Source organism: Variovorax sp. MSC1_012 (assembly GCF_023667525.1).
GTDB classification, from domain to species: domain Bacteria; phylum Pseudomonadota; class Gammaproteobacteria; order Burkholderiales; family Burkholderiaceae_C; genus Variovorax; species Variovorax beijingensis_B.
The window spans coordinates 1,623,423-1,650,411 of the sequence record NZ_CM174443.1 but is presented as its reverse complement, the minus strand read 5'-3'; the positions used below and the strand labels follow the sequence as shown (position 1 = coordinate 1,650,411).

The 26,989-nt window shown below is 67.4% G+C and carries 26 protein-coding genes; 16 read left to right on the top strand and 10 right to left on the bottom strand.

The features are described from left to right. The first annotated feature begins 33 nt into the window (after positions 1 to 33). Positions 34 to 1,017, top strand: coding sequence for a tripartite tricarboxylate transporter substrate-binding protein (locus tag L1081_RS07800; protein ID WP_489415917.1), 984 nt, complete (start codon positions 34 to 36; stop codon positions 1,015 to 1,017). Between the two features lie 7 nt (positions 1,018 to 1,024). Here the strand turns inward: L1081_RS07800 and L1081_RS07795 are convergent, their stop codons facing one another. The 7 genes from L1081_RS07795 to gbd all read right to left on the bottom strand — a co-directional run bounded on the left by L1081_RS07795 (position 1,025) and on the right by gbd (position 10,061). Next, positions 1,025 to 1,411: a PAAR-like domain-containing protein gene (locus L1081_RS07795; protein WP_489415916.1), complete on the bottom strand. Its 387-nt coding sequence runs from the start codon at positions 1,409 to 1,411 to the stop codon at positions 1,025 to 1,027. A 16-nt stretch (positions 1,412 to 1,427) separates the two neighbouring features. Beyond that, positions 1,428 to 2,162, bottom strand: a complete 735-nt coding sequence (locus L1081_RS07790) for a DUF3540 domain-containing protein (protein WP_489415915.1) — start codon at positions 2,160 to 2,162, stop codon at positions 1,428 to 1,430. Beyond that, positions 2,159 to 3,271 (bottom strand): pentapeptide repeat-containing protein, encoded by a 1,113-nt coding sequence (locus L1081_RS07785; RefSeq protein ID WP_489415914.1) that lies wholly within the window; start codon positions 3,269 to 3,271, stop codon positions 2,159 to 2,161. Before L1081_RS07785 ends, L1081_RS07790 begins: the two co-directional genes overlap by 4 nt. Further along, the gene (locus tag L1081_RS07780) at positions 3,268 to 5,913 is read right to left on the bottom strand and encodes a DUF2169 domain-containing protein (RefSeq protein WP_489415913.1); all 2,646 of its coding nucleotides are present in this window, start codon (positions 5,911 to 5,913) and stop codon (positions 3,268 to 3,270) included. Before L1081_RS07780 ends, L1081_RS07785 begins: the two co-directional genes overlap by 4 nt. A 7-nt stretch (positions 5,914 to 5,920) precedes the next feature. Continuing rightward, positions 5,921 to 6,364, bottom strand: coding sequence for a hypothetical protein (locus tag L1081_RS07775; protein WP_489415912.1), 444 nt, complete (start codon positions 6,362 to 6,364; stop codon positions 5,921 to 5,923). Positions 6,365 to 6,367: 3 nt separating this feature from the next. Beyond that, positions 6,368 to 8,710 (bottom strand): type VI secretion system tip protein TssI/VgrG, encoded by a 2,343-nt coding sequence (tssI, locus tag L1081_RS07770; RefSeq protein ID WP_489415911.1) that lies wholly within the window; start codon positions 8,708 to 8,710, stop codon positions 6,368 to 6,370. 214 nt (positions 8,711 to 8,924) lie between these two features. Then, positions 8,925 to 10,061, bottom strand: a complete 1,137-nt coding sequence (gbd, locus tag L1081_RS07765) for a 4-hydroxybutyrate dehydrogenase (RefSeq protein WP_489415910.1) — start codon at positions 10,059 to 10,061, stop codon at positions 8,925 to 8,927. Between the two features lie 69 nt (positions 10,062 to 10,130). On the opposite strand from gbd, the gene L1081_RS07760 reads away from it, so the two are divergent. Continuing rightward, a complete protein-coding gene (locus L1081_RS07760; RefSeq protein ID WP_489415909.1) occupies positions 10,131 to 11,108 on the top strand; it encodes an alpha/beta hydrolase fold domain-containing protein in 978 nt (325 codons plus the stop codon). After that, complete coding sequence (locus tag L1081_RS07755; protein WP_489415908.1) at positions 11,105 to 11,983, top strand: YbgC/FadM family acyl-CoA thioesterase; 879 nt, start codon at positions 11,105 to 11,107, stop codon at positions 11,981 to 11,983. The genes L1081_RS07760 and L1081_RS07755 overlap by 4 nt, the downstream gene beginning before the upstream one ends. 21 nt (positions 11,984 to 12,004) lie before the next feature. Here the strand turns inward: L1081_RS07755 and L1081_RS07750 are convergent, their stop codons facing one another. Both L1081_RS07750 and ygfZ read right to left on the bottom strand, forming a co-directional pair. After that, positions 12,005 to 12,928: a hypothetical protein gene (locus tag L1081_RS07750; RefSeq protein ID WP_489415907.1), complete on the bottom strand. Its 924-nt coding sequence runs from the start codon at positions 12,926 to 12,928 to the stop codon at positions 12,005 to 12,007. A 130-nt stretch (positions 12,929 to 13,058) separates the two neighbouring features. After that, on the bottom strand, positions 13,059 to 13,985 hold the full coding sequence (gene ygfZ, locus L1081_RS07745; protein ID WP_489415906.1) for a CAF17-like 4Fe-4S cluster assembly/insertion protein YgfZ: 927 nt from the start codon (positions 13,983 to 13,985) through the stop codon (positions 13,059 to 13,061). A gap of 122 nt (positions 13,986 to 14,107) precedes the next feature. On the opposite strand from ygfZ, the gene mltG reads away from it, so the two are divergent. The 8 genes from mltG (at position 14,108) to L1081_RS07705 (ending at position 19,943) form a co-directional block, all read left to right on the top strand. Next, on the top strand, positions 14,108 to 15,130 hold the full coding sequence (gene mltG, locus L1081_RS07740) for an endolytic transglycosylase MltG (protein WP_489415905.1): 1,023 nt from the start codon (positions 14,108 to 14,110) through the stop codon (positions 15,128 to 15,130). Further along, a complete protein-coding gene (gene tmk / locus L1081_RS07735; RefSeq protein WP_489415904.1) occupies positions 15,127 to 15,786 on the top strand; it encodes a dTMP kinase in 660 nt (219 codons plus the stop codon). Before mltG ends, tmk begins: the two co-directional genes overlap by 4 nt. Beyond that, positions 15,783 to 16,805 carry a DNA polymerase III delta subunit-related protein gene (locus tag L1081_RS07730; protein ID WP_489415903.1) on the top strand — a complete coding sequence of 341 codons (1,023 nt, stop codon included), beginning with the start codon at positions 15,783 to 15,785 and terminating at the stop codon, positions 16,803 to 16,805. Before tmk ends, L1081_RS07730 begins: the two co-directional genes overlap by 4 nt. After that, entirely contained in the window at positions 16,802 to 17,182 is a 381-nt protein-coding gene (locus L1081_RS07725; RefSeq protein WP_489415902.1) for a PilZ domain-containing protein, read from the top strand. Before L1081_RS07730 ends, L1081_RS07725 begins: the two co-directional genes overlap by 4 nt. A 120-nt stretch (positions 17,183 to 17,302) precedes the next feature. Then, positions 17,303 to 18,112, top strand: a complete 810-nt coding sequence (locus L1081_RS07720; RefSeq protein ID WP_489415901.1) for a YchF/TatD family DNA exonuclease — start codon at positions 17,303 to 17,305, stop codon at positions 18,110 to 18,112. Continuing rightward, positions 18,109 to 18,786 carry an ankyrin repeat domain-containing protein gene (locus L1081_RS07715; RefSeq protein WP_489415900.1) on the top strand — a complete coding sequence of 226 codons (678 nt, stop codon included), beginning with the start codon at positions 18,109 to 18,111 and terminating at the stop codon, positions 18,784 to 18,786. Before L1081_RS07720 ends, L1081_RS07715 begins: the two co-directional genes overlap by 4 nt. A gap of 113 nt (positions 18,787 to 18,899) precedes the next feature. Beyond that, positions 18,900 to 19,385, top strand: a complete 486-nt coding sequence (locus L1081_RS07710; protein ID WP_489415899.1) for a DUF2726 domain-containing protein — start codon at positions 18,900 to 18,902, stop codon at positions 19,383 to 19,385. 135 nt (positions 19,386 to 19,520) lie between these two features. Next, positions 19,521 to 19,943, top strand: coding sequence for a secondary thiamine-phosphate synthase enzyme YjbQ (locus tag L1081_RS07705; RefSeq protein ID WP_489415898.1), 423 nt, complete (start codon positions 19,521 to 19,523; stop codon positions 19,941 to 19,943). Positions 19,944 to 19,980: 37 nt separating this feature from the next. Here the strand turns inward: L1081_RS07705 and L1081_RS07700 are convergent, their stop codons facing one another. Further along, the gene (locus L1081_RS07700) at positions 19,981 to 20,187 is read right to left on the bottom strand and encodes a dodecin (protein ID WP_489415897.1); all 207 of its coding nucleotides are present in this window, start codon (positions 20,185 to 20,187) and stop codon (positions 19,981 to 19,983) included. Positions 20,188 to 20,560: 373 nt separating this feature from the next. On the opposite strand from L1081_RS07700, the gene nirB reads away from it, so the two are divergent. The 5 genes from nirB to L1081_RS07675 all read left to right on the top strand — a co-directional run bounded on the left by nirB (position 20,561) and on the right by L1081_RS07675 (position 26,989). Further along, positions 20,561 to 23,032, top strand: coding sequence for a nitrite reductase large subunit NirB (gene nirB, locus L1081_RS07695; protein ID WP_489416750.1), 2,472 nt, complete (start codon positions 20,561 to 20,563; stop codon positions 23,030 to 23,032). A gap of 20 nt (positions 23,033 to 23,052) precedes the next feature. Then, positions 23,053 to 23,487, top strand: coding sequence for a nitrite reductase small subunit NirD (nirD, locus tag L1081_RS07690; protein ID WP_489415896.1), 435 nt, complete (start codon positions 23,053 to 23,055; stop codon positions 23,485 to 23,487). Positions 23,488 to 23,502: 15 nt separating this feature from the next. Further along, the gene (gene cobA / locus L1081_RS07685; protein WP_489415895.1) at positions 23,503 to 24,354 is read left to right on the top strand and encodes a uroporphyrinogen-III C-methyltransferase; all 852 of its coding nucleotides are present in this window, start codon (positions 23,503 to 23,505) and stop codon (positions 24,352 to 24,354) included. 63 nt (positions 24,355 to 24,417) lie between these two features. Then, on the top strand, positions 24,418 to 25,230 hold the full coding sequence (locus L1081_RS07680; protein WP_319432662.1) for a formate/nitrite transporter family protein: 813 nt from the start codon (positions 24,418 to 24,420) through the stop codon (positions 25,228 to 25,230). A gap of 25 nt (positions 25,231 to 25,255) precedes the next feature. Then, positions 25,256 to 26,989, top strand: a complete 1,734-nt coding sequence (locus tag L1081_RS07675; RefSeq protein ID WP_489416749.1) for a protein kinase domain-containing protein — start codon at positions 25,256 to 25,258, stop codon at positions 26,987 to 26,989.

The following is a 26,989-nucleotide window of genomic DNA, read 5'->3' as shown; positions in this document are numbered from 1 at the left end:
CCAGCTCACTCTTCTCAGAGAAAGCCGCCACTCATGCCGCAGGTCCCCATTTCACGCCGCCGATTCACCCTTGCCGCCGTCGCCGCCGCGACCGTTCCGATGCCCGTGCTGGCACAAGGCACCTGGCCCGGCAAGCCGATCCGCATCATCGTGCCCTACACGCCGGGCGGGTTCACCGACCAGATGGCGCGGCTGGTGCAGGTCGGCCTGCAGGCGCGGCTCGGCCAGCCGGTGCTGGTAGACAACAAGCCCGGCGCCAACAGCCTGATCGGTGTCGATGCCATTGCCAAGGCGCCGCCCGACGGCAGCACCTTCGGCGTCGTGATCGCGGCCTATGCGGCCAACACCACGCTGTATCCCAAGCTGCCCTACGACCCGCAAAAGGACCTGACGGGTGTTTCGCTGATGGGCATTTCGCCGCTGCTGGCGGCGGTCAACATCGATGCGCCGTTCAAGACCGCGCGCGAACTCATCGACTACGCGCGTGCGAATCCTGGCAAGGTGAGCTTCGGCTCGTCGGGCAACGGCTCGGCCGCGCACCTGACGACCGAGCTGTGGAAGTCGCTCACGCAGACCTACATGATCCACATTCCGTACCGCGGCGCGGTGCCCGCGCTCACGGACCTGATGGGCGGGCAGATCCAGCTGTTCTTCGATGCGCCTACCGGCCTCATCAACCAGGCCAAGGCCGGCAAGGTGCGGCTCATCGGCGTGGCGGGCGACAAGCGGCTGGCCGCCGCGCCCGATGTGCCGACCTTCATCGAGCAGGGTTTCGCGGGCTTCACCGGCAGCACCTGGGCCGGCATGCTGGCGCCGGCGGGTACGCCGCGCGACATCGTCAAGCGCATGTCGGAAGAGGTGGCGCGCATCATCAAGAGCGAAGAGACGCGCGTCAAGCTGGACGCCATGGGCACCATTCCGGCGGGCAGCACGCCCGAGGAGTTCGATGCCTTCATCAAGGCCGAAACGGCCAAATGGGGCAAGGTCATCCGCACGGCGGGCGTGAAGGCGGAATAAGAAGACCTCAGGCTGCCAGCACCAGCACCTTGAACTGGCTCGGCACGATCCGCATGCCGACGATGTTGCAGCGGTTCTGCACCGACAGGCTGGTCATGCGCGTGCAGGGGGTGCCCTTGAGCAGCACGGTGAACGCGCCGGTGATGTGGCGCGACGGCCCCATGACGGTCTGCGACACCACCCCCATCAGCACGCCCGCGTTGTCGCCGTTGGTGATCGGCGTGACGGTGGCCAGGTTGTGGGCCGGCGCGCCGCCGAAGAGGATGTTCCAGGCGTTGGGGATGGCCGTGGGTCCGAGCGCGATGTTGGGGTAGGGAATGGGCAGCGCCGGCGGCGTCTTGCAGACGTCGGGGAAGGCGAGATCGAGGCCCATCATCTGGCAGTTGGCGAACATGCGGTGCTCCTTTTTTTCAGCCCATGTGGATCTGCTCGGCATCGACCTTGACCAGCCCCTTGCTGGTCAGCAGCGTGTTCTTCGAATGCAGGCGCAAGGTCTGCTCGGCCTGAATGTCGATCTGGCCGGCACGCACCTGTTCCATCTCCTCGGTCAGGCGGAAGCTCGAGCGGGTGAGCAGGTTGAGGCGATCCAGTACCACCTCGCAGGTGCGGCCGACGAAGCGCGACACCAGCACGCTGAAGCGGATGCGGGCGCCCTGGTAGTCCATCTCCCCGATCTCGCAATGGGCCCGCCGGGCCTGCGCGCGCCACTCGGGCGACTGCATGGCGATCGAGGTGTCCGACTCCAGCGCCATCGGGCCGGCGCTGCGCGCGCGGATGCCACCCGAGCGCGACACCAGCGTCAGGTCGCCGTCCACGGCCAGCGTCGCCTGCCGGGGGTCGGCCTGGACGACCACCGCGATGACGAAGCTGTCGCCCCGGCGAGTCGAGGTGATCAGCACCGTGTCGCCCGGCGCAGGCAGCAGCAGGCAGCTGGCGACGCGTCGGCAGCGCAGCGATCCCTGGCCGTCGTCGAGCTCGACCTCGAACCAGAGGTCGCCATCGCTGGCGGTCACCGTGGCGGTTCGCGTGCCGGAGTCCGCGCGGGCCGCATGCGAAGGGCGCTGCATGAGCGGATCCAGCACGCCTTGCGTTGCATGGCGTGCGGTGGCGATCGTGTCGCCGGCCGTGTTCCGGGTGGAGGTCATGGGCTTTCTTTCTTGGGGCGGCGGCCATGGACGTCGCGGTCCAGGCGGGATGGGCGCTCGGGTTGCTGGAGCGCCACCTTCTCGGCTTCGTGCAGCGCAGGGTCCCGGTCCAGCGTACCCAGGCGGGTACTGAACCTGGCGCCGTGCAAGTCGGCGCGGTGAAACACGGTGCGCAGGAAAGCGGCATCGCGGAAGTCGGCCTGGACCAGCGAGGCGTAGGAAAAATCGGCGTAGTCCAGGCGGCTGCCGGCGAATGCGGTCTGCCCGCAGTGCGCGCGATGGAAGACGCCTTGCTCGAGTTGCGCCTGAGAGAAGTCTGCGCCGTCGAGATGGGCGTCGACCCAGATGCTCTGCTGGAAGTGGCCGCGCCGCGCATCGACGCCGCGCAGGTCGGCCTCGGGAAACAGGCACTGCATGGCCTGTGCCCCTGCCAGCACCGCATTGCGCAGGTCGGCACCCTTGAAGTTGCACTGCGTGAGGCGCGCATCGCGGAATCGGCACGCCGCCAGCACCGCATCGATGAACTGGCAGAGGTGGAACTGCTGCCCGGAGAAGTCCTGCCCCGCAAGATCCGCCTCGCTGAAAATCGCGTTCGTGAAGCTGGCTCCGGCGTAGCGCGTGCCCGTCAGCGCTGCACGAAAGAAGATGGTCGACGAGAAGGCCACCGCATTGAAGGACGCGCCCGTCAAGTCGCACTCGGAGAACACGGCTTTGTCGAGGCTGGCACGGTCCAGGCAGGCGTTGCGCAGCTCGCTTTGATGGAAGTTCGCCTGGTCCATGAAGGCCTCTTCCAGCCGAATGCCCCACAGCGTGCAGCCGCTGAACACCGAATGCGGCATGGAGGCCGCATCCAGCACCGCATCCTGCAGGCTGCACTCGTGGAAGGCGGCGCGCGTCAGCTCCGCCGCCGGCAACTGCGCCTGGTCGAAGCGGCATTTCTCGAAGAGGGATTCGCCCATACGCGCGGCGTCGGCCTGGACGCCCCGGAAGCTGCATTCGCTGAACACGCCGCCGCGCAGGTCGATGCCCCTCATGTCCATGTTGCTGAAGTCCTTCTCGCGGATCGGCTCGCCGTTGCGGACCTGGGCTGCCAGCGTCTCGGCGTTCACGCGCTGCCCGCCTCGGGGCGCCGGGGCAGTGTCTTCATCTGGTCGATGTGGGCACCCAGGGTGATCGTGCCGGGGGCGATGAGGATCTGGGCGACATCGGCACGGAACAGGTTGGCCTCGCCCAGGTCGGCATCGACCAGGCAGGCCTTCTGAAGGTTGGCATTCATGAGATTGGCGAGCCGCAGGGAGGCACGCGTGAAATCGGCGCGGATGAAGAGGCTGTCGGGCGCCGCCGCCGCGCGCAGGTCCGCGCCCTTGAGCGACGCGGAGGAGAAATCGCAGGTATCGAGCGTAGCCCGCCTGAAGTTCGCGCCATCGAGAGGCAGCTCGCGCAGGGTGCAATGCACCAGCGTGGCATCCTCGAAGTCGGCCCCGCGAAGATCCGTGGTGCCGACGAAGCTGGTGGTCTTGAGCATGGCATGCCGAAACCGGATGCCCTTGTGCAGCGGAGTGTGGGCCCAGCTGCAGGCTTCGACGGTGGCGCCGGAAAAATCCACCGACTCGAATTCGGCCTGGACGAACAGCACCTTTTCCAGGCGTGCCTCGCCGAAGTCGCAGCGCGCCAGCCGGCAGTGTTCGGCCATGCTCACGTAGCTCAGGTCGGCGCGCCGCAGGCTGCAATCCGCGAGCTCGATTCCCTGCAGCAACAGATGGCTCCACTTCGCTTCGTCGAGGCAGCAGCTGTCGAGGCGCAGCTTTTCCATCTGCGTGCGCTCGAAGCGGGCCTGCGCGAAGTTGGTGTTTTCGCAGCGGGCGAGGCTGAGGTTGGCACGCTCCAGGTTGCAGCCCGTCAACGAAGCCTGGCGCAGGTCGGCGCGCACCAGCACCGATTGGCTCAGGTCGGCGCCATCCAGGCGGGTGCCCTGGAGGCGGGCGCCTTCGAGCAAGGTCTGGTGCATGCGGGCGCCCCGCAGATCGAGGCCCGACAGGTCGCAGCCCGTCAGATCCATGGCGGACAGGTCGCGGTCCGCGGCCATGGCGGCGAGTGCGCGTTCGCGCGCCTGCGTATTCTGTTGGGCGGCCATCGGATCGGCAGCGGCCTGGTGGTGGGCCCCCATGCGGTACAGCGCCAGCATGCCCTGGCGGCCCCACTGTCCGACGGACTGCAGCTCTGCGTGCTCGGCGGCGCTCATGGCCGGAGTACCGGTGGCCGCGGCGATGCCGGCCAGCCCCTTGACGATCGTCTCGGCCTCGAATTTCGGCGGGCCCTTGAGCTGCGCGTTCTGGCTTTCCTCGATGATCCGACTGCTGTCGAAGCCCGCCTTGCGCGATTCGGATGCGTTGTCCCGGGCCGCCTTTGCGACCTCCTGCCTGGCTTCCTCCAGCTTGCGTTCCTGTTCGCGCTGGTAGGCGCGTGTCTTCTCGATGAACTCGGGCAGTTCGGCCAGCGTGGGCATCTTGTCGAAAGGCTTCGGCAGGGGCCGTTCCCGGAAATGGCGCGCCTTGTGGCCGGCCTCCAGGCCGCGCGCCGTCAGTTCGGCGCGCAGGCGCTCGCCCTTGTCCTTGATGTTCCTTGCCAGGATCGATTCGCGCGCGTCGATCTGGTCCAGCCAGGGGCCGATGGCCGAGGCCGGCAGCAGTTCCTCGTCGAGGAGCGCATGGATCGCACCTTTCTCCAGGTTGCAGCGATTCTCGAAGACCTTCTCGTAGTGGGAGAGGGGGCGCAGCGGGCTGTCTGCCGCCTCTATCGCCGGCATGACATGCGTGATATCCGCGGCATCGTCCTCGACGATGAGCGTCTCGCCGTGAAAAATCAGCATGACCTGCGCCATGTGCGGGAAGAACCAGGCGGTGGTCAGCCGCAGCGGCACCTCTTCCAGCGCCAGGGGCAGTGCAGACTTTCTCGCCACGAAGCCGCGTGCGCGCAGATCCGGAAGCCGTCCGCGCAGCACCGCATGTTGCGGGTGCATGTTCCAGATCTCGTAGGGCGCGGCTGCGGGAATGGACAGTTCGTCGTTCCAGCGTTGTTCCGCAGCCGCGGCATTGAAGAACTGCCAGTCCATGTCGCGCGCAAAGCCGGGGTAAAGCGTCTCGCGCCACTGGTCGCCGTAGTCCGTTCCGAGCAGCTTCAGGCGTTCGGGCAGATCGACGTCCATCGCACCCGGGCAGGCCGGGACCGGTCTTCGGTCGGGGCGGTCCATGCCATCGCCCGGGCGTTCGACATTGGGAAGCCGCTGCACCAGCAGGCCATTGACCATCTCGGGTGCGTACCCGATGCCCGCGGGGTTGGCGGCAAAGCCGGGGCCACCGAATGCGTGTCGCCAGTCCAGGCGCATGGTGTCGAAAGCCTGCGGCTCGGTGGCGCGGCCATCCAGCCAGTAGCGGTCGCCCGAAACGAGGAACTGGCGTCGCAAGGTGCCGACGCGCAGGTCGACCGCGCAGCGTGTCTTGTCCTGCTGGTGGCAGGTGTAGGCCTGGCCGCTGACCAGGAATTCGGGCCGCAGCTTGGGAATGCCGAGATCGATCGCGGACTGGTTTCCCAGTTCGGCAGAGACGGTCTTCCAGAGCTCCGTCTCCGGCAGCAGCACGCCCCCTTCGCCGAGGGTGTGCATGCCGATCACGGTGAGCGCGAGACGCTGGCTTTGCGCGCGCAGGAAGGGCCGAGTCAGGACGCTCAGGCGCAGGGGCTTGATGGTTTTCACGGGGTGATCAGCGCCCTGCGCCGCGGATCACCAGCGGGGTGTGCCTGCGGTCGATGGCCAGCCGCGACGGGTCTTGCGGGTCCTGCAGCAGATGAATGTCGGGCCGGCCCGCGGAGAAATGGGCCAGCAGGTCCTCGTCGATGAGTGTGCGCAAGGTGGCCTGCTGCTCGATGCCGTCGGCATCGACGTAGGCGACGCCCAGCTGCACGGCTGTCATGCGCTGCCCGACGGGGCCGCGCCGGGAGTAGCCGCTGGGCGAGCGCACCAGGGAAACCGCGACGCCCTGCAGCGGACGCCCGCTGGCCTGCAGCTGCTGCCACAGCCGGCCTTCCTCAGCATAGGCGCGATGGCTCATCAGCGACACCGCGAGCACGATTGCGGCGAGCGCGATCACGCCCAGGCTGACGATGCCGAACACCCCCCACAGCACGATCTCGAGCACGTTTTCCACGCTTCAGAGCAGGATCTTGAGCGCCTGGATGCCGGCGCGCAGGCCGCCCGTCTTGATCTCCGTGCCCACGAGCTGGATGAGCGCACCGGCATCCCCCAGCGACATTGCCTTGTTCTTCCAGTCCACGCCCACAGCCTCCAGCTTCACGCCGATCGCCTGCGCCTGCACGCCGATGGCCATCGAACGCACGGCCACCACGCCCAGCGAAATGCCCGACACGTCCATGTTCAGGCCGGTGCCGCCCAGGCGGAACCACCTCCAGTCGCTGCTCTTGGAGTAGTTGTTGGTGTAGGTGGCGGAGTTGTTGGTGTAGTTGACCGTCAGGTTGTTGTAGGTGTTCGACGTCGTGTTGTAGACGTTGGTATTGATGACGTGCTGCGTCGTGTTGTGGATGTGGTTCGTCGTGTTGAAGGTCACATCCGGGGAGGTGTGCACCGTCGGACCGGTCACCGTGGTGTTCGAGGGGCCGTTGACCAGCACGGTGTTCGAGGTGTCGATGGTGTCATTGCGTCCGCCGCTCACGAAGCGGATCTCCTGTCCATCGATGGTGCCGTGGAAGCCGCCGGTGATCGCAAGGTTGACGCCGCCCGAGATCGTGTCGTTCAGCCCGCCGCTGAGCGTGCGCTTCTTGCCGCCCGAAATGGTCTGCGTGACGCCGCCGCTGACCGTTTCGCTGAAGCCGCCGGTCACATCGCGCGTGTCGCCGCCGGCAATGGTTTCTTTCGCGCCCGCGGTGATGTCGCGCGTCTCGCCGCTCTGGTAGGTGGCCGACTCGTGGCCCTTGACGAGGGTGGTGCGGGTGCCGCCGGTGGTGTGCGTTTCGTCGGCTTCCACCTCGACGTCGAGGTTGCGCTCGGCATGCAGCAGGATCTGCTCGGCGCCGCTGCGGTCTTCGAAGCGCAGCATGTTGGCCTGGTTGGCCGCGCCGCCCGTGCTCGATCGCGTGAGGATGCCGCTGGCCGTGGCGTTGGCCGGAAGTTCCCATGGCGGCATCTGGTCGTTGTTGTAGACGCGGCCGGTGATGATGGGGCGGTCGGGTTCGCCGCCGATGAAATCGACGATCACTTCCTGGCCCACGCGCGGCATGTGCATGGTGCCGTAGTTGGCGCCGGCCCAGTTGCTCGACACGCGCACCCAGCACGAGCTGTTCTCGTCCGACTGACCGTAGCGGTCCCAGCGGAATTGCAGCTTCACGCGGCCGAAGCGGTCGGTCCAGATCTCTTCGGGGCCGACCACGGTGGCGGTCTGCGGGCCGTTGGTGCGCGGCTTGGGCGTCTTGCGCGCGGGGCGGTAGGGCACGCTGGAGGGCAGCACGGTGAAGTCGAACTCGCACACCGATTCGGCCGTGCCGCCGGTGGAGTACTCGGGCTCCTGCAGTTCGTAGCGGGTCTGGGTGACGAGGTATTCGCGGTTGTCGGCCTCGCGCGGGCAGTGCGTCATCTGGAACAGGTAGCCCGGCGCCATGCCCGCCACGTTGGTGTGGCCCGTGGCCAGCTCGTGCGCGCACTGCAGCTCCTGCAGGCGGATCTTCGCGTAGCTGTCGCCCTGGTCGTTCTCGCTGTAGCCGCCCAGCCATTCATAGACTTCGTAGCTCGAATGGTCGTGGCCCTTCGGGTCCTGCTGCACGCTCTGGAGCGAGGCCCGCGACTTCCTGAAGTCGAAGTCGTCGAGCATCACGCGGCCCGAGGTGATCTGCTCCGAGATGCGCCACTGGTCGATGCACGGCTCCATGGCGTTCACCACGCGGTCGCGCGGACGGTAGGCGATGGTGGCGTGGCCCGGCAGGGTGTTGTAGCCGCCGATGTCGTCGGCCAGCACCAGCAGGTGCGAGCCGTTGCGGTGCTCGAAGTGGTAGGCGATGCCCTCGTGCTCCATGAGGCGGCACACGAAGGCGAAGTCGCTCTCCTGGTACTGCACGCAGTATTCCCACGGGCGGTAGCTGCCTGAGAGGCGCTTCTCGTATTCGAAGCCGTATTTGCCGAGCACTTCGTCGAGCACGTCGGGCACGCTCTTGTTCTGGAAGATGCGGCAGTCGGTGGTGCGCGTGAGGTACCAGAGCCAGGGCTGCACCAGCGCGCGGTAGACGTAGTGGCGGCCGGTTTCGTTGGCGCGGCCCACCAGCTCGAAGCGCACCACGGTGCCGTTGAGAAAGCGCGATGCGCCGTCGTCCTGCAGTTCGAGCGTGAGCGAAGTGCCCAGCAGCGTCTTCAGGTCGAGGTTGAAGCTCGGGCTGACCATGTCGACCTCGAACTCGAACAGCTGCGAGAGGCCTTCCTGTCCCCGCATCGCGCGGAACTTCAGCTGCTCGGCGTTGAGTACGGTGTGAACCTGGACGGTACGTGGCATTCGAAATTTCCCTGGCCCTTGGGGCTTCTGCGGATGCGAAGCCTTCGATTGCCAGTCTAGAAATTCCTTATGTCATATACATGACGTGCGCTTCTGTTGCAGGGCGTTCAGGGCGTGTGCACAGATCACCGGGTACTCCCCTCCGCGAATGTCCCCCGTCGGCGTGATCGCGCCCCGAACAACTGCGCCCAACCTGCCTCAGATGGACGGCCCCTTACATCGAGGCCTCAAGCATCGCCTTGTAGTCATCGCGCGAAGCCAGCCGCGGGTTGGTCTTGTGGCAGTGGTCGGCCATGGCGCCGTCGATGATCTGCTCGAACAGGGCGGGCGTGACGCCCACTTCGGCCAGGCCATTGGGCAGCCCCAGGCGCGCGTTCATGTCGCGGATCGCGTCGCCCAGGTCGCCGGGCGAATCGAGGTGCATGGCCCGCGCCATGCGCTGCAGCCGCTGCTCCTTCTGCACCGACTCGGCACCGGCGTTGAAATGGATCACGGCCGGCAGGAAGAGGGCGTTGAGCGTGCCGTGGTGCAGGCGCGGGTCGACGCCGCCCAGGCTGTGGCTCAGCGAGTGCACGCAGCCCAGGCCTTTCTGGAACGCCATGGCGCCCTGCATCGACGCGCTCATGAGATTGAGGCGCGCCTCGCGGTCGCTGCCGTCCTTGGTGGCGCGCTCGATGTGCAGCCAGGCGCGCTCCAGGCCGTCCAGGCCGATGCCGTCGGCCGGCGGATTGAAGGCGGCCGACATGAAGGTTTCCATGCAGTGCGCAATCGCGTCCATGCCGGTGGCGGCCGTGAGCCGTGGCGGCAGGCCGAGCGTGAGTTCTGGGTCGCAGATGGCGGCCTTGGGCATCAGGAACCAGCTGTGGAAGCCGAGCTTGCGGTGGTCGTCGACGATCACGATGGCGCCGCGCGCCACCTCGCTACCGGTGCCGCTGGTGGTGGGTACCGCAATGAGCGGTACTGCGCGATCGGTGATCTTTGGCGAGCCGCCTTCGATGGTGGCGTAAGTCTTGAGAGGACCTTCGTGCGTGGCGGCAATTGCCACGCCCTTGGCGCAGTCGATGGCGGAGCCGCCGCCCACGGCAATGAGCCCGTCGCAGCGGCCGCTGCGGTACAGCTCGACGGCTGCGCGCACGGCAGCCTCGGTGGGGTTGGACGGCGTCTGGTCGAACACCGCCACCTCGAGGTCGGCGATGGCATCGAGCGCCTTCTGCAGCACGCCGGCCGCGCGCACGCCCGCATCGGTCACGATCAGCGGCCGGCTGATGCCGATGCGCGCGCATTCGCTGGACAGCAGCTGGATGGCGCCGAATTCGAACTGGATCTGGGTGAGGTATTGGATGAGGGCCATGAGGTGGGTTTGCCTGGGGCAGTACGATTGCAGACCACCCAAATCTAACAAGCAGGGACAGTCTTGCACATGAACAAAACCCTTGCCGCTGTCGCGCCCGGCACATGGCAGCCTCCGCTCACCGCGAAGATGGCCGGCGTGGTCGAGCGCATGGCGCGGGCCGGCCATCCCTCGCTCGACCAGCTCACGCCCGACGAGGCCAAGGCCTCCTACGAGAAGGGTGCGGGCGTGCTCGAAGTGCAAAAGCCCGCGCTGGAGCGCGTCGACGACTTCACGATTCCGGCGCGCGATGGCTTCGCGATTCCGGCGCGGCTCTACGCGCCGTCGACAACGGCGATGCTGCCGGCGCTGGTGTATTTTCACGGCGGCGGCTTCACGGTCGGCAACATCCGCACGCACGACACGCTGTGCCGGGTGCTGAGCAGCAAGAGCGGCTGCGCGGTAGTGTCGGTCGATTACCGGCTGGCGCCCGCGTTCAGGTTTCCGACGGCATCGAACGATGCATGGGATGCCTTCGCCTTCCTCGCCCATGAAGGCGGCCGCATCGGCATCGACATCGAGCGCCTGGCCGTGGGCGGCGACAGCGCCGGCGGCACGCTGGCCGCGGTGTGTGCCATCCTCGCGCGCGACGCGGGCCTGCCGCTCGCGCTGCAGATGCTCATCTATCCCGGCACCGCGGCGCACCAGGACACGGCCTCGCACCGGCGCTACGCCCATGGCCCGCTGCTCACCAAGGCGCTGATCGACTATTTCTTCGACCAGTACGTGCGCACGCCGGCCGACCGCGACGACTGGCGCTTTGCGCCGCTGCTGGCCGACGACGTCGACGGCGTGGCGCCCGCATGGATCGGCCTGGCCGAATGCGATCCGGTGGTGGACGAGGGCATTGCCTACGCCGACAAGCTTCGCGCCGCGGGGGTGGCGGTCGACCTGGAAATCTACCGCGGGGTGATCCACGAATTTCTGAAAATGGGCCGCGCCATCCCCGAGGCGCTGCAGGCGCAGGACGATGCGGCCCGCGCACTCAAGGAAGCACTGAACCCATGAACGACAAGACCGTACCCCTACGAAAAGACTTCCGCTTCTTTCACCGCCTGCGCGTGCGCTGGGCCGAAGTCGACATGCAGAAGATCGTTTTCAACGCGCACTACCTGATGTACTTCGACACCGCCGTTGCCGACTATTGGCGCGCGCTCGCGCTGCCTTACGAGGAAGCGATGCATGCGCTGGGCGGCGACCTGTACGTGCGCAAGGCCACGGTGGACTTTCGCGCCTCGGCGCGCATGGACGACGTGATCGACGTGGCCATGAAGTGCGCGCGCGTCGGCAACTCGTCCATCGTCTTCGAGGGTGCGCTGTTCCGGCAGGACCAGTACCTGGTGGGCTGCGAGCTCGTCTATGTGTTTGCCGACCCGGCCACGCAGACCTCGAAGCCGGTGCCCGCGGCCCTGCGCGAAATCCTTACGGGCTTCGAGGCCGGCGAGCCGATGCGCACGGTGGAAACGGGCGACTGGAAAACGCTGGGTGAAGGCGCGGGTGCGCTGCGCCGCGCGGTCTTCATCGAGGAACAGAACATTCCCAAGGAATTGGAGTGGGACGCGCACGATGCCGTGGTGCTGCATGCGGTGGTCCGCAACCGGCTCGGCCAGGTGATTGCGACCGGCCGGCTGCTCGATGCGGTCGACGGCACGGCCATGCTCGGCCGCATGGCAGTGCACCGCGCGCTGCGCAGCGGCGGCCACGGCGCCGCCGTGATGCAGGCGCTGGAGGCCGCAGCCAAGGCGCGCGGCGACCGCGAGATCGGCCTGCACGCGCAGCGCAGCGCGGAGCGTTTCTATGCGCGCCTGGGCTACGCCGTGCATGGCGAGCCGTTCGAGGAAGCCGGCATCCCGCATATCGAGATGCGCCGCGCGCTGGCCTGAGCACGCGGCGCTCGACAGGGTTCAGTAGCGCGCCGGCGGATCGGGCACGTAGCCCATCTCCGAACCCGGAAAGGCGGACGGGCCTTCGGGACGCGGCCTGCGCGCGGGCGGCGGCACCGGGATCACACCCGCGGCGATGAGGTTCTCGCGGCTGTCGTAGCGGATACGCAGGACTTCGTCAGGCGTGGACTGCGCGCGCTCGAAGCCGGTGTGGACTACATGGGATGTCTCGCGCCGGCCGTGGGCGGTGCCGAGGCTCGGGCTGGGCGGCGCTGGCCGGGACAGGCTGCCTTTCGCCGATGCGGCCGCCTCAGCGCCCAGGGCGCTGTCGGCCGAGCGGGCCTGCGCGGCCGGTGCGGCTTCGGCCGTGGCCGATGGCGCCTCGCTGCGGCGCTCCATCTCGCGCGTGCTGCCGTCGCGGCGCGGAAAGGCGATGGGCGGCGCGGGAGGCTGCTCGGGCACGCGCTCGCGGAACATCGCGACGCCGATCACGCCCACGTCGTCCGGCCGGCCGGTGCGGCTTGCATACGAATTGCCGATGGAGGTGAATTCGAAGGCGGCAATCTGCGAATCGCTCTTGCGCCAGCCCGTGATGTCGCTGCGCTCGCCGCCGGAAAACACATAGCCGTTCTGCAGCACGCCCGCGGTCTCGCCGGTCACGATGTTGACGCCGTCCACCGACATCACGGCCATGACGCGTTCGCCTATCGCATTGCGCGCGCGGATCGCGTAGCGCGTGCCGGGCCGGCCGGCCACCCAGTATTCGCCGCGGTGGCGGTAGATGGGCAGTTCGCGGCCGCTCGCGCGATCAACCACGCTGAGCTGCATCAGCGAACCGATGCGGTTGGAGGTCGAAGGCGGCCGCATCGGGCTTTCGGCGCAAGCGGGGAGCACGCCCAGCGCGGTCCATGCGAGGGCGGTCGAGAAGAGGAGTCTGCGCTTCATGATGGTCTTTCCTTGCCAGGAGTGGATCGGTACGGCTTCTACGCAGCAGCACCGGCGGCAGGGTTAAACGCGCGCGCAAAAAAAATGGCGCCGCCTCTTTCGGGACGGCGCAGGCGTCCGTTTCTAAAGTCTAGATGTCTTCGAGCAGCGGATACGGCAGCGGCTCGACCGTGAGCGCCGGCCCGCCGGCGCTGCCTGCATGCAGGCCGCCGGTCTCGAGCGCCGAGATCTGGATCGAGATCAGCGCGGCCCAGCCGCCGCCGGGCGCCGGCGCGGCCTGCGCCACCGTGCCCACGGGCTGCTCGGCATCACCGGCCGCGAACACTTCCTGGCCGGCGCTGAGGGAGGCATCGGCCTGCACGAGGTAGGTGCGCCGCTTCAAGGTGCCGCGGAACTGGCTGCGCGCCACGATTTCCTGGCCCGGGTAGCAGCCCTTCTTGAAGTTCACGCCGCCCACGGATTCGTAGTTGATCATCTGCGGCACGAAGGCCTCGACCACCGGCGTGGTCACGGTCACGATCCCGCTGCGGACCTCGCTCCACTGCCACAGTTGCGCATCGAGCGCGGGGCCCGAGGGCGCCGGGCTGCCGGCCGGCGCGATCCACATGGCGCGCGGCACGCCGTCGGCCGGGTACAGCGACACCGCGCTGATGTCTTGGCCGATGGCGGTGCGCTGGCCGGGCAGGGCGCCTGCATCGAGGCCGTTGGCGGCCAGCGCCGTGCCGGCAAGGCCGTACAGCGCGAACTGCTCCGTGGCGTCGGTGAGCTTGGCCTTGGCGCGCAGCACGTACATCGACAGCCGCTTGAGCGTGGCGGCCAGGATGTCGCGGCTGCACACCAGCAGCACCAGCTCCGGCTGCGGCCGGATGCCGACGAAGCTGGCGATCACGCGGCCCTTGGCGGTGCAAAGCGCGGCCAGGCGGGCTTCGGTGGCGCCCAGCAGCGCGAAATCCTGGGTGAGCTGGCCGTGCAGGAAGCTGGCGGCATCGGGTCCCTCGGCGCGGATCACGCCAAGGTCGGAAAGAGCGGTAACACCATTGAGAACGACAGTAGTCATCGCTGAATTATCATGGTCGGAGCCGTTCCGTCGGGTCCGCAGGGAATCCCGCCCCGGTTCCCGCAGGGCCACCGGCTTTTCGTGCTGATTCGTTTTCTTCTCTCCGCTAAATCATCGGACCCGTGCGCCGCTTCTTCCTCACGCTTTTCCTGCTCGCCGCCCTGGCTGCGCTCGGCCTCGGCGCCGCCGGCCTCTGGTGGGTGCACCAGCCGCTCAAGCTGCCCGCGCCCAGCGTCGATCTTTCCGTGGAGCCCGGTACCACGCCACGCGGCGTCGCGCAGGCGGTGGCCGATACCGGCACCGACGTGCAGCCGCAGATGCTCTATTTCTGGTTCCGCATTTCGGGGCAGGACCGCCAGATCCGCGCCGGCAGCTACGAACTGGAGCGCGGCATCACGCCCAAGATGCTGCTCAACGTGCTGGTGCGCGGCGAGGAAGCCACCCGCAGCCTCGTGCTGGTCGAGGGCTGGAACATCCGCCAGGTGCGCGCCGCGCTCGCCAAGGCCGAACAGCTCAAGCCCGAAACCGTCGGCCTGCCCGACGACGCGCTGATGGCCAGGCTGGGCCGGCCCGGCGTGCATCCCGAGGGCCGCTTCTTCCCCGATACCTACACCTATTCGAAGGGCTCGACCGACATCGCGCTGCTGCAGCGCGCCATGCGGGCCATGGACAAGAAGCTCGAAGCCGCGTGGGCCGCCCGGGCGGCCGATTTGCCACTCCAGTCGGCGGATCAGGCGCTGATCCTGGCCAGCATTGTCGAAAAGGAGACAGGAAAAGCCAAGGACCGCTCCGAGATCGCCGCCGTCTTCGTCAATCGGCTGCGCGCCGGCATGCCGCTGCAGACCGATCCGACCGTGATCTACGGCCTGGGCGCCGCCTTCGACGGCAACCTGCGCAAGAAGGACCTCCTGGCCGACACCCCCTGGAACACCTACACGCGCGGCGGCCTGCCGCCCACGCCCATCGCCATGCCGGGCAAGGCGGCGCTGCTGGCGGCGGTGCAGCCGGCGCAGAGCAAGTCGCTCTACTTCGTGTCGCGTGGCGACGGCACCAGCCAGTTCAGCAGTTCGCTCGACGACCACAACCGCGCGGTCAACCGCTACCAGCGCGGCGGCACCGAACCCAAACCGAAAGTTGCGCAATGAGTGACGGCTTGTTTCTGACGCTCGAGGGCATCGATGGCGCCGGCAAGTCGAGCCATCTCGACGCGATGGAGGCGCTCTTCAAGGCCCGCGGCCGCACGGTCGTGCGCACGCGCGAGCCCGGTGGCACGCCGCTCGCCGAAACCCTGCGCGGCCTTGTCCTCGAGCAGGCGATGGACCCGCTGACCGAATCGCTGCTGGTGTTCGCAGCGCGGCGCGACCACGTCGTGCAGGTCATCGAGCCGGCGCTGGCGCGCGGTGACGTGGTGCTGTGCGACCGCTTCACCGACGCCACCTTCGCCTATCAGGGCGCGGGCCGCGATTTCGATGCGCAGGTGCTGTCGACGCTGGAGCAATGGGTGCAGGGGGGCAGGGGAGCGGCGGGGCTGCTTCAGCCACACATCACGCTCTGGTTCGACCTGGCGCCCGAGATTGCCGCCCAGCGGCTGGCGGGCGCACGCTTGCCCGACAAGTTCGAATCGCAGCCGGTCGAATTCTTCCGGCGCGTCGCGGCGGGCTATGCGGCCCGCGCGGCGGCCGATGCGCCGCGCTTCGTGCGCATCGACGCCAGCCAGACGCGCGACCAGGTCTGGCAACAGGTCGAGACCGCGCTCGTTGCGCGCGGCGCGCTGGCACCCGCAGGCGGAGCGGCACCATGAACACGTCCGCGCTCTCGCCCTGGCTGCATCGGCCGCTCGCGGAACTGCTGCGCCAGCGCGGCCATGCCTGGCTGCTGCAGGGGCCTTCCGGCCTGGGCCAATACGAACTCGCGCTCGCGCTTGCCGCGGCCTGGCTGTGCGAACAGCCCAACAAGGAGGAGGGCGGCACCGCCTGCGGCCATTGCCCGAGTTGCCATGCCATCGAGGTGCGCACCCATGCCGATCTTTGCGTGCTGATGCCCGAGGTCGCCATGCAGGAGCTGGGCTGGCCGCTCGACGAAAAGGCGCAGGCCGACATCGACGACAAGAAGCGCAAGCCCAGCCGTGAGATCCGCGTCGAGGCCATGCGCGACGCCGTCGGCTTTGCCCAGCGCACCAGCGCGCGCGGGCGCGGCAAGGTGGTGCTGGTGTACCCCGCCGAGCGCATGAACACCATCACCGCCAATGCGCTGCTCAAGACGCTCGAGGAGCCGGTCGGCGATGTTCGCTTCGTGCTGGCCAGCGAGGCGGCGTGGCAATTGCTGCCGACCATCCGCAGCCGCTGCCTGGGCTTCACGCTGCCCTGGCCCGAGACGGCCGAGGCCGAAGCCTGGCTGGCCGCGCAGGACGTGCCCGCCGCCGATGCCACCGCATTGCTGCGCGCCGCCGGCGGGCGGCCCAGCGATGCCTTGCGGCTCGCGCGCTCCGGCCAGTCGCCCAAGGCCTGGTCGCTCTTGCCCAAGGCCGTTTCGCGCGGCGACGTGGCTGCGCTTGCGGACCAGTCGCCCTCGCAGGCCATCGGCTCGCTGCAGAAGCTCTGCCACGACCTGATGGCCATTGGCAGCGGCGCCGCGCCGCGTTTCTTCGATGCCGCCGACTTGCCGTCCGCAGTGCCTTCGCACCTGGCGCTCGCGCGCTGGTCGAGGTCGCTCGCGAACGCGGCCAGGACCGCCGAACACCCCTTCAATGCGGGCCTGATGCTGGAAGCGCTTGTGAGCGAAGCGCGAACCACCCTAAACTCTGCTGCTCGCCGCCCATGAACCAACCAGCCTCACCCGCACCCGCCGCCCCGGCGCCTCAACGGCCGAGCGTGATCCAGCTCGCCATCAAGGAAAAGGGCGCGCTCTATGCTGCCTACATTCCGCTCTTTGCCGAAGGCGGCATCTTCATTCCGACCACGCGCGAATACCGCTTGGGCGACGATGTCTACGTGCTGCTGACGCTCCCTGAAGACCCGCAGCGCTATCCAGTGGCCGGCAAGGTCGCCTGGATCACACCGCAGCGCGCCGCTGGCAATCGGGCACCGGGCGTGGGCATCCGCTTTCCGTCGGACGAGAAATCACGCCAGCTCAAGGCCCGCATCGAAGCGGCGCTCGGCGGCTCGATGGCTTCCGACCGCCCGACACAAACTATTTAAGCTCGCCCCCAGGCTGCGCGCACTTCGTGTCGCTACGCCCACCCCCTACCGGGGGCGACACCAGAGGCCCGGCAAAGCCGGTTCCTCGGTGTCCCTGGCATAAGCCAGACAATCAGCGCCATGTTCACCGATTCCCACTGCCACCTCACTTTCCCCGAGTTCGCGGACCAGATGCCGCAGATCCGCGCCGCCATGGCCGCGGCGCAGGTCGACCGGGCCTTGTGCATCTGCACCAAGCTCGAGGAGTTCGACGATGTGCAGGCGCTGGCCGCGCGCTACGACAACTTCTGGGCGAGCGTGGGCGTGCACCCCGACAACGAGGACATCGCCGAACCCACGGTGGAGGATCTGGTGCGCCGCGCGGCCTTGCCCCGCGTGGTGGCCATCGGCGAAACCGGGCTCGACTACTACCAGATGGAAGAGCGCAAGGGCGGGCGCAGCATTGCCGACATGGAGTGGCAGCGCGATCGCTTCCGCGTGCACATCCGCGCGGCGCAGCAAACCCGCATGCCGCTGGTCATCCACACGCGCGAAGCCTCGGCCGACACGCTGGCCATCCTCAAGGAGGAGGGCGAAGACGGCGCCGGCAAGGCCGCGGGCGGCGTGTTCCATTGCTTCACCGAAACTGCCGAAGTGGCGCGCGCGGCGCTCGACCTGGGCTTCTACATTTCCTTTTCCGGCATCCTGACCTTCAAGAAGGCGCAGGACCTGCGCGACGTGGCGGCCTTCGTGCCGCTCGACCGCATGCTGATCGAAACCGACAGCCCGTACCTGGCGCCGGTGCCGTACCGCGGCAAGACCAACAATCCCTCCTACGTGCCCTTTGTGGCCAAGCAGATCGCCGAACTGCGCAAGCTGCCGCTCGAAGCCGTGGCCGAGGCCACCAGCAACAACTTCGAAACGCTGTTCAAGGGAGTAAAAACAACATGAAGAAATACATCAAGAAGTTCTTGTATCTTGCTGTCGTAATAGCAACTTTTACCGCGCACGCGGGCTCGTTCGAAGATTTCTTCCGGGCCGTGCGCGGAGACAATCCCAGCGGCGTGCGCACCCTGCTGAACCGCGGTTTCGACCCCAACACGCGCGACGAGCACGGCCAGACCGGCCTGATCATCGCGCTGCGCGAACCATCGCCCAAGGTGGTCCAGGTGCTGCTCGAATCACCGCAGACCGATGTCGACCTGGCCAACGCCAAGGACGAAACCCCGCTGATGCTGGCCGCCATCAAGGGCCAGCAGGACGTGGTCGCGCAGCTGCTCAAGCGCGACGCCGCCGTCAACAAGACCGGCTGGACGCCGCTGCATTACGCCGCCAGCAGCGGCCAGCTGAGCATCATGAAGGTGCTGCTCGACAACTTTGCCTTCATCGATGCGCAATCGCCCAACGGCACCACGCCGCTCATGATGGCCGCGATGTACGGCTCGACCGAGGCCGTGAAGCTCCTGCTGGCCGAAGGCGCGGACACGGCAATGAAGAACCAGCTCGGCATGACGGCCGTCGACTTCGCGAACAAGGCCAACCGCCCGGAGGCTGCGCAGCTGATCGCGGCCGCGGCCGGCGCCAAGGCCGACCCCAAGGCCATTCCGAAGGACGGCAAATGGTGAGCTTCCATACGCTCCATTGAGCACCGGATCCGCCGCATCGGCAGGCCCGGGAAAACGCCAAAAAGAGGGCGCCCGCGCCTCGTGCGAGACTCTGCGCTGAAGGAGAAGCAGAGATGAATACGTTCCTATTCATAATCTTTTTGCTGGCCATTGGACTGCTTGTGCTCGCAGCGGTCGCCAAAAAGAGGTCGGCACAAAACAGCAGCGGTTTCGTCGACAAGCCCAAGGCACGCCCGCCGCTCACGGCGCGCGAGCAAGCCATGTACAACCGGCTCGTGCAGACGCTGCCGGATCTCGTGGTGCTGCCGCAGGTCAGCTTCGGTGCTTTGCTCACGGCCCGCACGCGGGCGGCGCGAAGCTCGTTCAGCCGGAAGATCGCCGACTTCGTCGTGTGCGACCGCTCGTTCAAGGTCGTGGCCGTGGTGGCGTTCGGCGGCGACAAGAGCAGCAAGGAGAAGTCGCAGCGCGACCTGGACCGCGAGGCGCTGCTGGTGGAGGCCGGCTACCGCGTGCTGCGCTATCCACGGGTGCCGGATGTGGGCCGCGTGGAGGCAGACTTCGATCCGACGCTGGCGTCGGTGAGTCCCATGGGGTCCTGAGGGAGGGCTTTGGTTTTGCCTGGATTGGCGTTCGGTCAGCCCATCCAAAAGGAACACAATGTGCATTATGTTAAATGACATGACCATCAGCATGGACGCCCGTTCCAGCAACACCACCCTGCAGGACCTCGGGTGATGCTCAGCCAGGCAAGCACCACGCTCGACTTCGACACCGATGGCCGGGGCCTTCTGGAAATCACACGCGCCGTGGCGCAATGGGTGGAACGCACTGGCTATCGAACCGGGCTGCTGACGCTCTTCATCCGCCATACCTCGGCCAGCCTGCTGGTGCAGGAGAACGCGGATCCGGAGGTGCAGGCAGACCTCAACCGCTTTCTTGCGCGCCTGGTGCCCGATGGCGACCCGCTGTTCCGGCATCGCGACGAAGGGCCGGACGACATGCCGGCCCATGTCCGTTCGGCGCTGACCGCGGTCCAGCTGTCGATTCCGGTGACGAACGGGCGCATGGCGCTGGGCATCTGGCAGGGCATCTATCTGTGGGAGCACCGGTCGAGGCCGCATCGAAGGCAGGTGGCCTTGCACCTGATCGGCTCGTAAACAGCGCGGCGCCCTGCCCTGCGCCCCCGTCGCGCGCTCACTCGAGCGTGAAGCCCATCTTCACCGTCACCTGCCAGTGCGCGATCTTGCCGTCCACCACATGGCCGCGCGTCTCGGTGACGTTGAACCATTGGATGTTGCGAACCGTCTCGTGCGCCTTGGCAATGGCGGTCTGCACGGCGTCCTCGATGCTGATGGGCGAGGAGCCGGTCAGCTCGAGCGACTTGTAAACGTGATTCGACATGTCGTTTGCTCCTTGAATTGGTGCGTCGCAGTTGCTGCGCGTGCAGATAGCCCGCACATGCGCATGTTGACCTCTCGGCCGGCTTGTTGGAAGGGCCGCGGCGATGGTTGTGCACGCCGCGAAACGTAGCGCGCAAGCAGGCACGCTCTTTGCGTAATTACAAGCTCACGGTGTAACGAAGCACCGTTTTGGTGAGGTTTCCGCGGTCTTGCGGATTCCAGGGACGCGAGGAGCGCCCAGCACCTTCCGCCCGCATCTTGCGGGCGCCCTACCCCCTAAACCCCCCGTCCGAAATGCAGCCCCGCAAGGGCTTCGTTTCGGCGTTTGCATTTGTTGTTTCGAATCACCTGATTTCACGAAGGCCCCACCCATGATGAAGAAACTCAACCTCGTGATGGTCGGCAACGGCATGGCCGGCGTGCGCACGCTGGAGGAGCTGTTGAAGCTCGCCCCCGACCTGTACGACATCACCGTCTTCGGTGCCGAGCCGCACCCCAACTACAACCGCATCCTCTTGTCGCCCGTGCTCGCGGGCGAGCAGACCGTCGACGAGATCGTGCTCAACAGCTGGGAGTGGTACGCCGAGAACAAGATCACCCTGCACGCCGGCAAGAAGGTGGTCGAGGTCGACCGCGTCAAGCGCATCGTGCGCGCCGAGGACGGCACCGAAGCGCCCTACGACCGCCTGCTCATGTGCACCGGCTCCAACCCCTTCATGCTGCCCGTGCCCGGCCGCGACTTGAAGGGCGTCATCGCCTACCGCGACATCGCCGACACCGACTACATGATCGAGACCGCCAAGACCCACAAGAGCGCGGTCGTCATCGGCGGCGGCCTGCTCGGGCTGGAGGCGGCCAACGGCCTGATGCTGCGCGGCATGGACGTCACCGTGGTGCACGTCATGCCCTGGCTGATGGAGCGCCAGCTGGACGACGTCGCGGGCAAGCTCTTGCAGAAGTCGCTGGAGGACCGCGGCCTGAAGTTCCTGATCGGCGCCCAGACCCAGGAGCTGGTGGGCGACGCCGAGGACGGCAAGGCCGGCCGGGTCCGGGCCATCCGCTTCAAGGACGGCACCGAAGTGCCCGCCGACCTGGTCGTCATGGCCGTGGGCATCCGCCCCAACACCGAGCTGGCCGAGAAGATGCGCCTGCACTGCCACCGCGGCATCGTGGTCAACGACACGATGCAGACCGTGACCGATGCGCGCATCTACTCGGTCGGTGAATGCGCGGCCCACCGCGGCATCGCCTACGGCCTGGTCGCCCCCCTCTTCGAGCAGGCCAAGGTCGCGGCCAACCACCTGGCGCAGTTCGGCATCGGGCGCTACCTGGGGTCGCTGACCTCCACCAAGCTCAAGGTCACCGGCATCGACCTGTTCTCGGCCGGCGAGTTCATGGGGGGCGAAGGCACCGAGGAGATCGTCATGAGCGACCCCTTCGGCGGGGTCTACAAGAAACTCGTGATCAAGGACGACAAGCTGGTGGGCGCGTGCCTGTACGGCGACACGGTGGACGGCAGCTGGTACTTCAAGCTCCTGCGCGACGGGCGCAGCGTGCACGACATCCGCGACAAGCTGATGTTCGGCGAATCCAACATCGGCGACACCGGCCACGAGGGCCACAGCAAGGCCGCCAGCATGCCCGACGAGGCCGAGGTGTGCGGCTGCAACGGCGTGAGCAAGGGCACCATCTGCAAGGCCATCAAGGACAAGGGCCTGTTCACGCTCGATGAGGTCAAGAAGCACACCAAGGCCAGCGCCAGCTGCGGCTCGTGCACCGGGCTGGTCGAGCAGATCCTGATGTTCACCGCCGGCGGCGACTACTCGGCCACGCCCAAGAAGAAGGCGGTGTGCGGCTGCACCGACGCGAGCCACCAGGACGTGCGCGACGCGATCAAGAAGGAGCACTGGCTCAGCCACGACGCGGTCTACCGCGGCCTGGGCTGGCGCACGCCCAATGGCTGCGCCACCTGCCGCCCGGCCGTCAACTACTACCTGATCAGCACCTGGCCCAAGGAGGCCAGGGACGATCCGCAGAGCCGCTTCATCAACGAGCGCAGCCACGCCAACATCCAGAAGGACGGCACCTACTCGGTCATCCCGCGCATGTGGGGCGGCCACACCACGCCCGACGAGCTGCGGCGCATCGCGGACGCGGCCGACAAGTACCAGATCCCGACCGTCAAGGTCACGGGCGGCCAGCGCATCGACCTGCTGGGGGTGAAGAAGGAGGACCTGGAGGGCGTGTGGAAGGACATCGGCATGCCCTCGGGCTTTGCCTATGCCAAGAGCCTGCGCACGGTGAAGACCTGCGTGGGCAGCGAGTGGTGCCGCTTCGGCACGCAGGATTCCACCCAGATGGGCAAGGACCTGGAGCGCGCGCTCTGGGCGATGTACTCGCCGCACAAGGTCAAGCTGGCGGTCTCCGGCTGCCCGCGCAACTGCGCCGAGGCCGGGATCAAGGACGTGGGGGTGATCGGGGTGGATTCGGGCTGGGAGCTGTATGTGGGGGGCAACGGCGGCATCAAGACCGAGGTGGCGCAGTTCCTGGTGAAGGTGAAGACGGCCGAGGAGGTGATGGAATATTCGGGCGCCTTCCTGCAGCTGTACCGCGAGGAAGGCTGGTACCTGGAGCGCACGGTGCACTACATCGGGCGGGTCGGGCTGGACTATGTGAAGAAGAAGATCCTCGAAGACACGGAAGGCCGCAAGGCGCTGTGGGAGCGGCTGCAGTTCGCACTCGATGGCGAGCCGGATCCGTGGTTCGCGTCGAGCCAGGCGCAGGTGGATGTGCGGCAGTTCACGCCGGTGGCGGTGGTGGATGACAACGCGACCCAGGCGGCCTGAACGGCAAGGAGAAACAACCCATGAGCAACAACAGCAACAACACCACCACCAACAACCCCAACGAATGGCAGGTGATCTGCCGCGTCGAGGACATCCCGGTGCTGGGGGCGCGCCGCGTGGCGCGGCCGGTGGGGGTGGATGTGGCGGTGTTCCGCAATGCCGAGGACCAGGTGTTCGCGCTGCTGGACCGCTGCCCGCACAAGGGCGGGCCCTTGAGCCAGGGCATCGTGTTCGGCACCAGCGTGGCCTGCCCGCTGCACAACTGGGCCATCGGGCTCGATGACGGCTGTGCCAAGTCGCCCGATGAGGGGTGCACGCCCAAGTTTGCGGTGAAGGTGGCCGAAGGCGTGGTGCATCTGGATTCGAAAGAACTCGCGACGCATGCGGTCGATCTGGAGCGCCCCGTTGCAGGCCCCGCGAGCCGCGCCCGCCTGTCCGAAGACACGGCCGCCTGAACAGCCGAGCAACCCATGACCCTCACCTTGACTTCCTCGACCCCTGCGATGCGTGCCGGAGCGGCCGCCAATCGCGCACCCGGCGCGCAGTCCGTGCTGCAGGGCCGCTGCACGCTCGTCGGTGCCGGCCCTGGCGATCCTGAACTGCTCACGCTGAAGGCGCTCAGGGCCATCCAGTCGGCCACCGTGCTGCTCGTCGACGACCTGGTCAGCGACGAGATCGTGGCCATGGCAGCGCCCGGCGCGCGCGTGATCCACGTCGGCAAGCGCGGTGGCTGCAAGAGCACACCGCAGAGCTTCATCGAGCGGCTGATGATCATGGCCGTGCGCGAAGGCGAGCATGTGGTCCGGCTGAAAGGCGGCGACCCCTTCATCTTCGGCCGTGGCGGCGAAGAGGTCGAGCACCTGGCGCAGGCCGGCATCCGTGTGGAAGTGGTGAACGGCATCACCGCTGGCCTGGCCGGCCTGACCTCGCTTGGCGTGCCGCTCACGCACCGTGCGCATGCGCAGGGCGTGGTGTTCATCACCGGCCATGCGAAGCCCGGATCACCGGGGCCCGACTGGCGCACGCTGGCCGCCACGGCCCATTCGGCGCGCCTCACGCTGGTCATCTACATGGGCGTGTCGAGCGCCGGCTCGATCCAGGACGAACTGCTGAGCGGACTGCCGCCAGCGACACCGGTCGTGGTGGTCCAGAACGCCAGCCTGCCGTTGCAACGGCACGCCGTCGGCACGCTGGCGACGCTGCAGCGCACGATTGCCGACAACGGCCTCGGCAGCCCTTCGATCATCGTGGTCGGCGATGTCCTGCAAGGGCTCGCGGCCGCGGCATCCTCCGCGCGGCCCGCGCTGGAGAAGGCCGCCTGAGGCGCAGCCCCCTTCCCTTTTTCGTTCAGCTTCCCATTTTCTTCAATCCCAAAGAAAAACACCATGGCCTACCTGCAGCCTTCCGAATTCGTCACCAAGATGGTGGACGCCGGTGAATCCAAGATCTTCATGTCCACGCGCGACACGCTCATCCGCGCCTTCATGGCGGGCGCGATCCTCGCGCTGGCGGCGGTGTTCGCCGTCACCATCAACGTGCAGACCGGCTACTCGATCATCGGAGCCATCCTGTTCCCGGTCGGCTTCTGCATTCTTTACCTGCTCGGCTTCGACCTCCTGACCGGCGTGTTCGTGCTGACGCCGCTTGCGCTGATCGACAAGCGCCCAGGCGTGACCATCGGCGGCGTGTTGCGCAACTGGGGCCTCGTCTTCGTCGGCAACTTTCTCGGCGCCTTCACCGTGGCCGTGCTGATGGCGATCGTCTTCACCTTCGGCTTCACCAGCCCGCCCGACAAGGTCGGCCAGGTGATCGCCACGATCGGCGAGGCGCGCACGGTGGGCTACTCCGACCACGGCGCCGCGGGCATGCTGACGCTGTTCGTGCGCGGCATGCTGTGCAACTGGATGGTGTCCACCGGCGTGGTGGGTGCGATGATCTCGACCTCGGTGACCGGCAAGGTGCTGGCCATGTGGATGCCGATCATGGTGTTCTTCTTCATGGTGTTCGAGCACTCGGTGGTCAACATGTTCCTGTTCCCGTCGGCACTGCTCATGGGTGGCAATTTTTCGATCATGGACTACATCATCTGGAACGAGATCCCCACCGTGCTGGGCAACCTCATCGGCGGCCTGTCGTTCACCGGCCTGACGCTGTACGCCACGCACGTCCGCACGGCGCCCAAGCGCGTTCCGCGCTGAACCTGCGCGCCATCGCCGCGTGACGATGCGCTCCGGCCTCGCGGTCTCCATCGGCCAGCACTCCGACAAGGGACGCAAGGAGGCCAATCAGGACTTCCATGGCGCCGCCCTGCCGGAGGCGCCGGGCCGCAGCGCGAAGGGCGTGGCTGTTGCGATTGCGGACGGCATCAGCAGCAGCGACGTGAGCCACGTGGCCAGCGAGTCGGCGATCCGCAGCTTCCTGACCGACTACTACTGCACCTCCGACGCATGGAGCGTGAGCCGCTCGGCGCAGCGCGTGCTCACGGCCGCCAACGCCTGGCTGCACGCGCAGACCCAGAACAGCAGCGGCCGCTTCGACAAGGACCGCGGCTACGTCTGCACCTTCAGCGCGCTGGTCATCAAGTCGACCACGGCGCACGTCTTCCATGTGGGCGATACGCGCGTCTACCGCTGGCATGCGGGAGCACTCGAGCAGCTGACCGAAGACCACCGCGTCTCGGTGGCCGGCGGGCACAGCTACCTGAGCCGGGCGCTGGGCGTGGGCCCGCATGTGGAGATCGACTACCAGGCCCTCGCCATCGAGAAAGGCGATGTCTTCCTGCTGACCTCCGACGGCGTCCATGAGCACGTGGATGCGGCCGTCATCAGGAGCGCACTCGATGCCCACGCCGGCGACCTTGACGCCGCGGCAAGAAGCATCGCCGAGGAAGCGTACCGGCGCGGCAGCCCCGACAACCTGACGGTCCAGATCGTGCGCGTCGACGCCCTGCCCGATGGCGAGGTCAGCGAGCTCCAGGCGCAGCGCGCGGCACTGCGCTTGCCGCCAGTGCTCGAAGCGCGCATGCAGTTCGACGGCTACACCATCGTGCGCGACCTGCACCGCAGCAGCCGCAGCCACATCTACCTGGCGGTCGACGACGACACGGGCGAGCGCGTCGTGCTCAAGACGCCGTCCGTCGATCTGCAGAACGACGAGGCCCATCTCGACCGCTTCCTGCTCGAGGAATGGGTGGCGCGGCGCATCGACAGCGCGCACGTTCTCAAGCCGCATGTGCCGCAGCGCAAGCGCGGCTACCTCTACGTGGTCATGGAGTTCGTCGACGGGCAAACGCTGGCGCAATGGATGGTGGACAACCCGCGGCCGAGCCTGGAATCGGTGCGCGGCATCGTGGAGCAGCTGGCCAGGGGGCTGCAGGCCTTCCATCGCATGGAGATGCTGCACCAAGACCTGCGGCCCGAGAACGTCATGATCGACCGCACGGGCACGGTGCGGATCATCGACTTCGGCTCGGCCTGGGTGGCGGGCCTGGGCGACAGCAAGCTGGCCGACGCGGCCCAGGTGCTGGGCACGGTGCAGTACACGGCACCCGAATACTTCGTTGGCGACGGCGGCTCGCCGCAGTCCGACCTGTTCTCGCTGGCCGTGATCGTCTACCAGATGCTGACCGGCCGATTGCCCTACGGCGCGCAGGTGGCGCGCATCCGCACGCGCGCGGACCAGCGCAACCTGCAGTACCGCTCGGCACTCGACGCGCAGCGCGCCATCCCGGCATGGATCGACGAAGTGCTGCGCAAGGCGCTGCATCCCAACCCACTCAAGCGCCATGAAGCGCTGTCGGAATTCGTCGAAGAGCTGCGCCAGCCGCATCCCGATTTCCTGAACCGGCGCACCGCGCCGCTGCTCGACAGGAACCCGGTGGTCTTCTGGAAATGCGCCACCTTGCTGTTGGGCATGGCGGTGGTGGTGCTGCTTGGCGTGATCAGCCTGCGGACTTGA

Bases quoted from the DNA above. Each gene is read 5' to 3' on its own strand.
- L1081_RS07800 (WP_489415917.1), top strand. From the start codon at position 34: ATGCCGCAGGTCCCCATTTCACGCCGCCGATTCACCCTTGCCGCCGTC.
- L1081_RS07795 (WP_489415916.1), bottom strand. From the start codon at position 1,411: ATGTTCGCCAACTGCCAGATGATGGGCCTCGATCTCGCCTTCCCCGAC.
- L1081_RS07790 (WP_489415915.1), bottom strand. From the start codon at position 2,162: ATGACCTCCACCCGGAACACGGCCGGCGACACGATCGCCACCGCACGC.
- tssI (WP_489415911.1), bottom strand. From the start codon at position 8,710: ATGCCACGTACCGTCCAGGTTCACACCGTACTCAACGCCGAGCAGCTG.
- gbd (WP_489415910.1), bottom strand. From the start codon at position 10,061: ATGGCCCTCATCCAATACCTCACCCAGATCCAGTTCGAATTCGGCGCC.
- L1081_RS07760 (WP_489415909.1), top strand. From the start codon at position 10,131: ATGAACAAAACCCTTGCCGCTGTCGCGCCCGGCACATGGCAGCCTCCG.
- L1081_RS07755 (WP_489415908.1), top strand. From the start codon at position 11,105: ATGAACGACAAGACCGTACCCCTACGAAAAGACTTCCGCTTCTTTCAC.
- L1081_RS07750 (WP_489415907.1), bottom strand. From the start codon at position 12,928: ATGAAGCGCAGACTCCTCTTCTCGACCGCCCTCGCATGGACCGCGCTG.
- ygfZ (WP_489415906.1), bottom strand. From the start codon at position 13,985: ATGACTACTGTCGTTCTCAATGGTGTTACCGCTCTTTCCGACCTTGGC.
- tmk (WP_489415904.1), top strand. From the start codon at position 15,127: ATGAGTGACGGCTTGTTTCTGACGCTCGAGGGCATCGATGGCGCCGGC.
- L1081_RS07730 (WP_489415903.1), top strand. From the start codon at position 15,783: ATGAACACGTCCGCGCTCTCGCCCTGGCTGCATCGGCCGCTCGCGGAA.
- L1081_RS07725 (WP_489415902.1), top strand. From the start codon at position 16,802: ATGAACCAACCAGCCTCACCCGCACCCGCCGCCCCGGCGCCTCAACGG.
- L1081_RS07720 (WP_489415901.1), top strand. From the start codon at position 17,303: ATGTTCACCGATTCCCACTGCCACCTCACTTTCCCCGAGTTCGCGGAC.
- L1081_RS07715 (WP_489415900.1), top strand. From the start codon at position 18,109: ATGAAGAAATACATCAAGAAGTTCTTGTATCTTGCTGTCGTAATAGCA.
- L1081_RS07710 (WP_489415899.1), top strand. From the start codon at position 18,900: ATGAATACGTTCCTATTCATAATCTTTTTGCTGGCCATTGGACTGCTT.
- L1081_RS07705 (WP_489415898.1), top strand. From the start codon at position 19,521: ATGCTCAGCCAGGCAAGCACCACGCTCGACTTCGACACCGATGGCCGG.
- L1081_RS07700 (WP_489415897.1), bottom strand. From the start codon at position 20,187: ATGTCGAATCACGTTTACAAGTCGCTCGAGCTGACCGGCTCCTCGCCC.
- nirB (WP_489416750.1), top strand. From the start codon at position 20,561: ATGAAGAAACTCAACCTCGTGATGGTCGGCAACGGCATGGCCGGCGTG.
- nirD (WP_489415896.1), top strand. From the start codon at position 23,053: ATGAGCAACAACAGCAACAACACCACCACCAACAACCCCAACGAATGG.
- cobA (WP_489415895.1), top strand. From the start codon at position 23,503: ATGACCCTCACCTTGACTTCCTCGACCCCTGCGATGCGTGCCGGAGCG.
- L1081_RS07680 (WP_319432662.1), top strand. From the start codon at position 24,418: ATGGCCTACCTGCAGCCTTCCGAATTCGTCACCAAGATGGTGGACGCC.
- L1081_RS07675 (WP_489416749.1), top strand. From the start codon at position 25,256: ATGCGCTCCGGCCTCGCGGTCTCCATCGGCCAGCACTCCGACAAGGGA.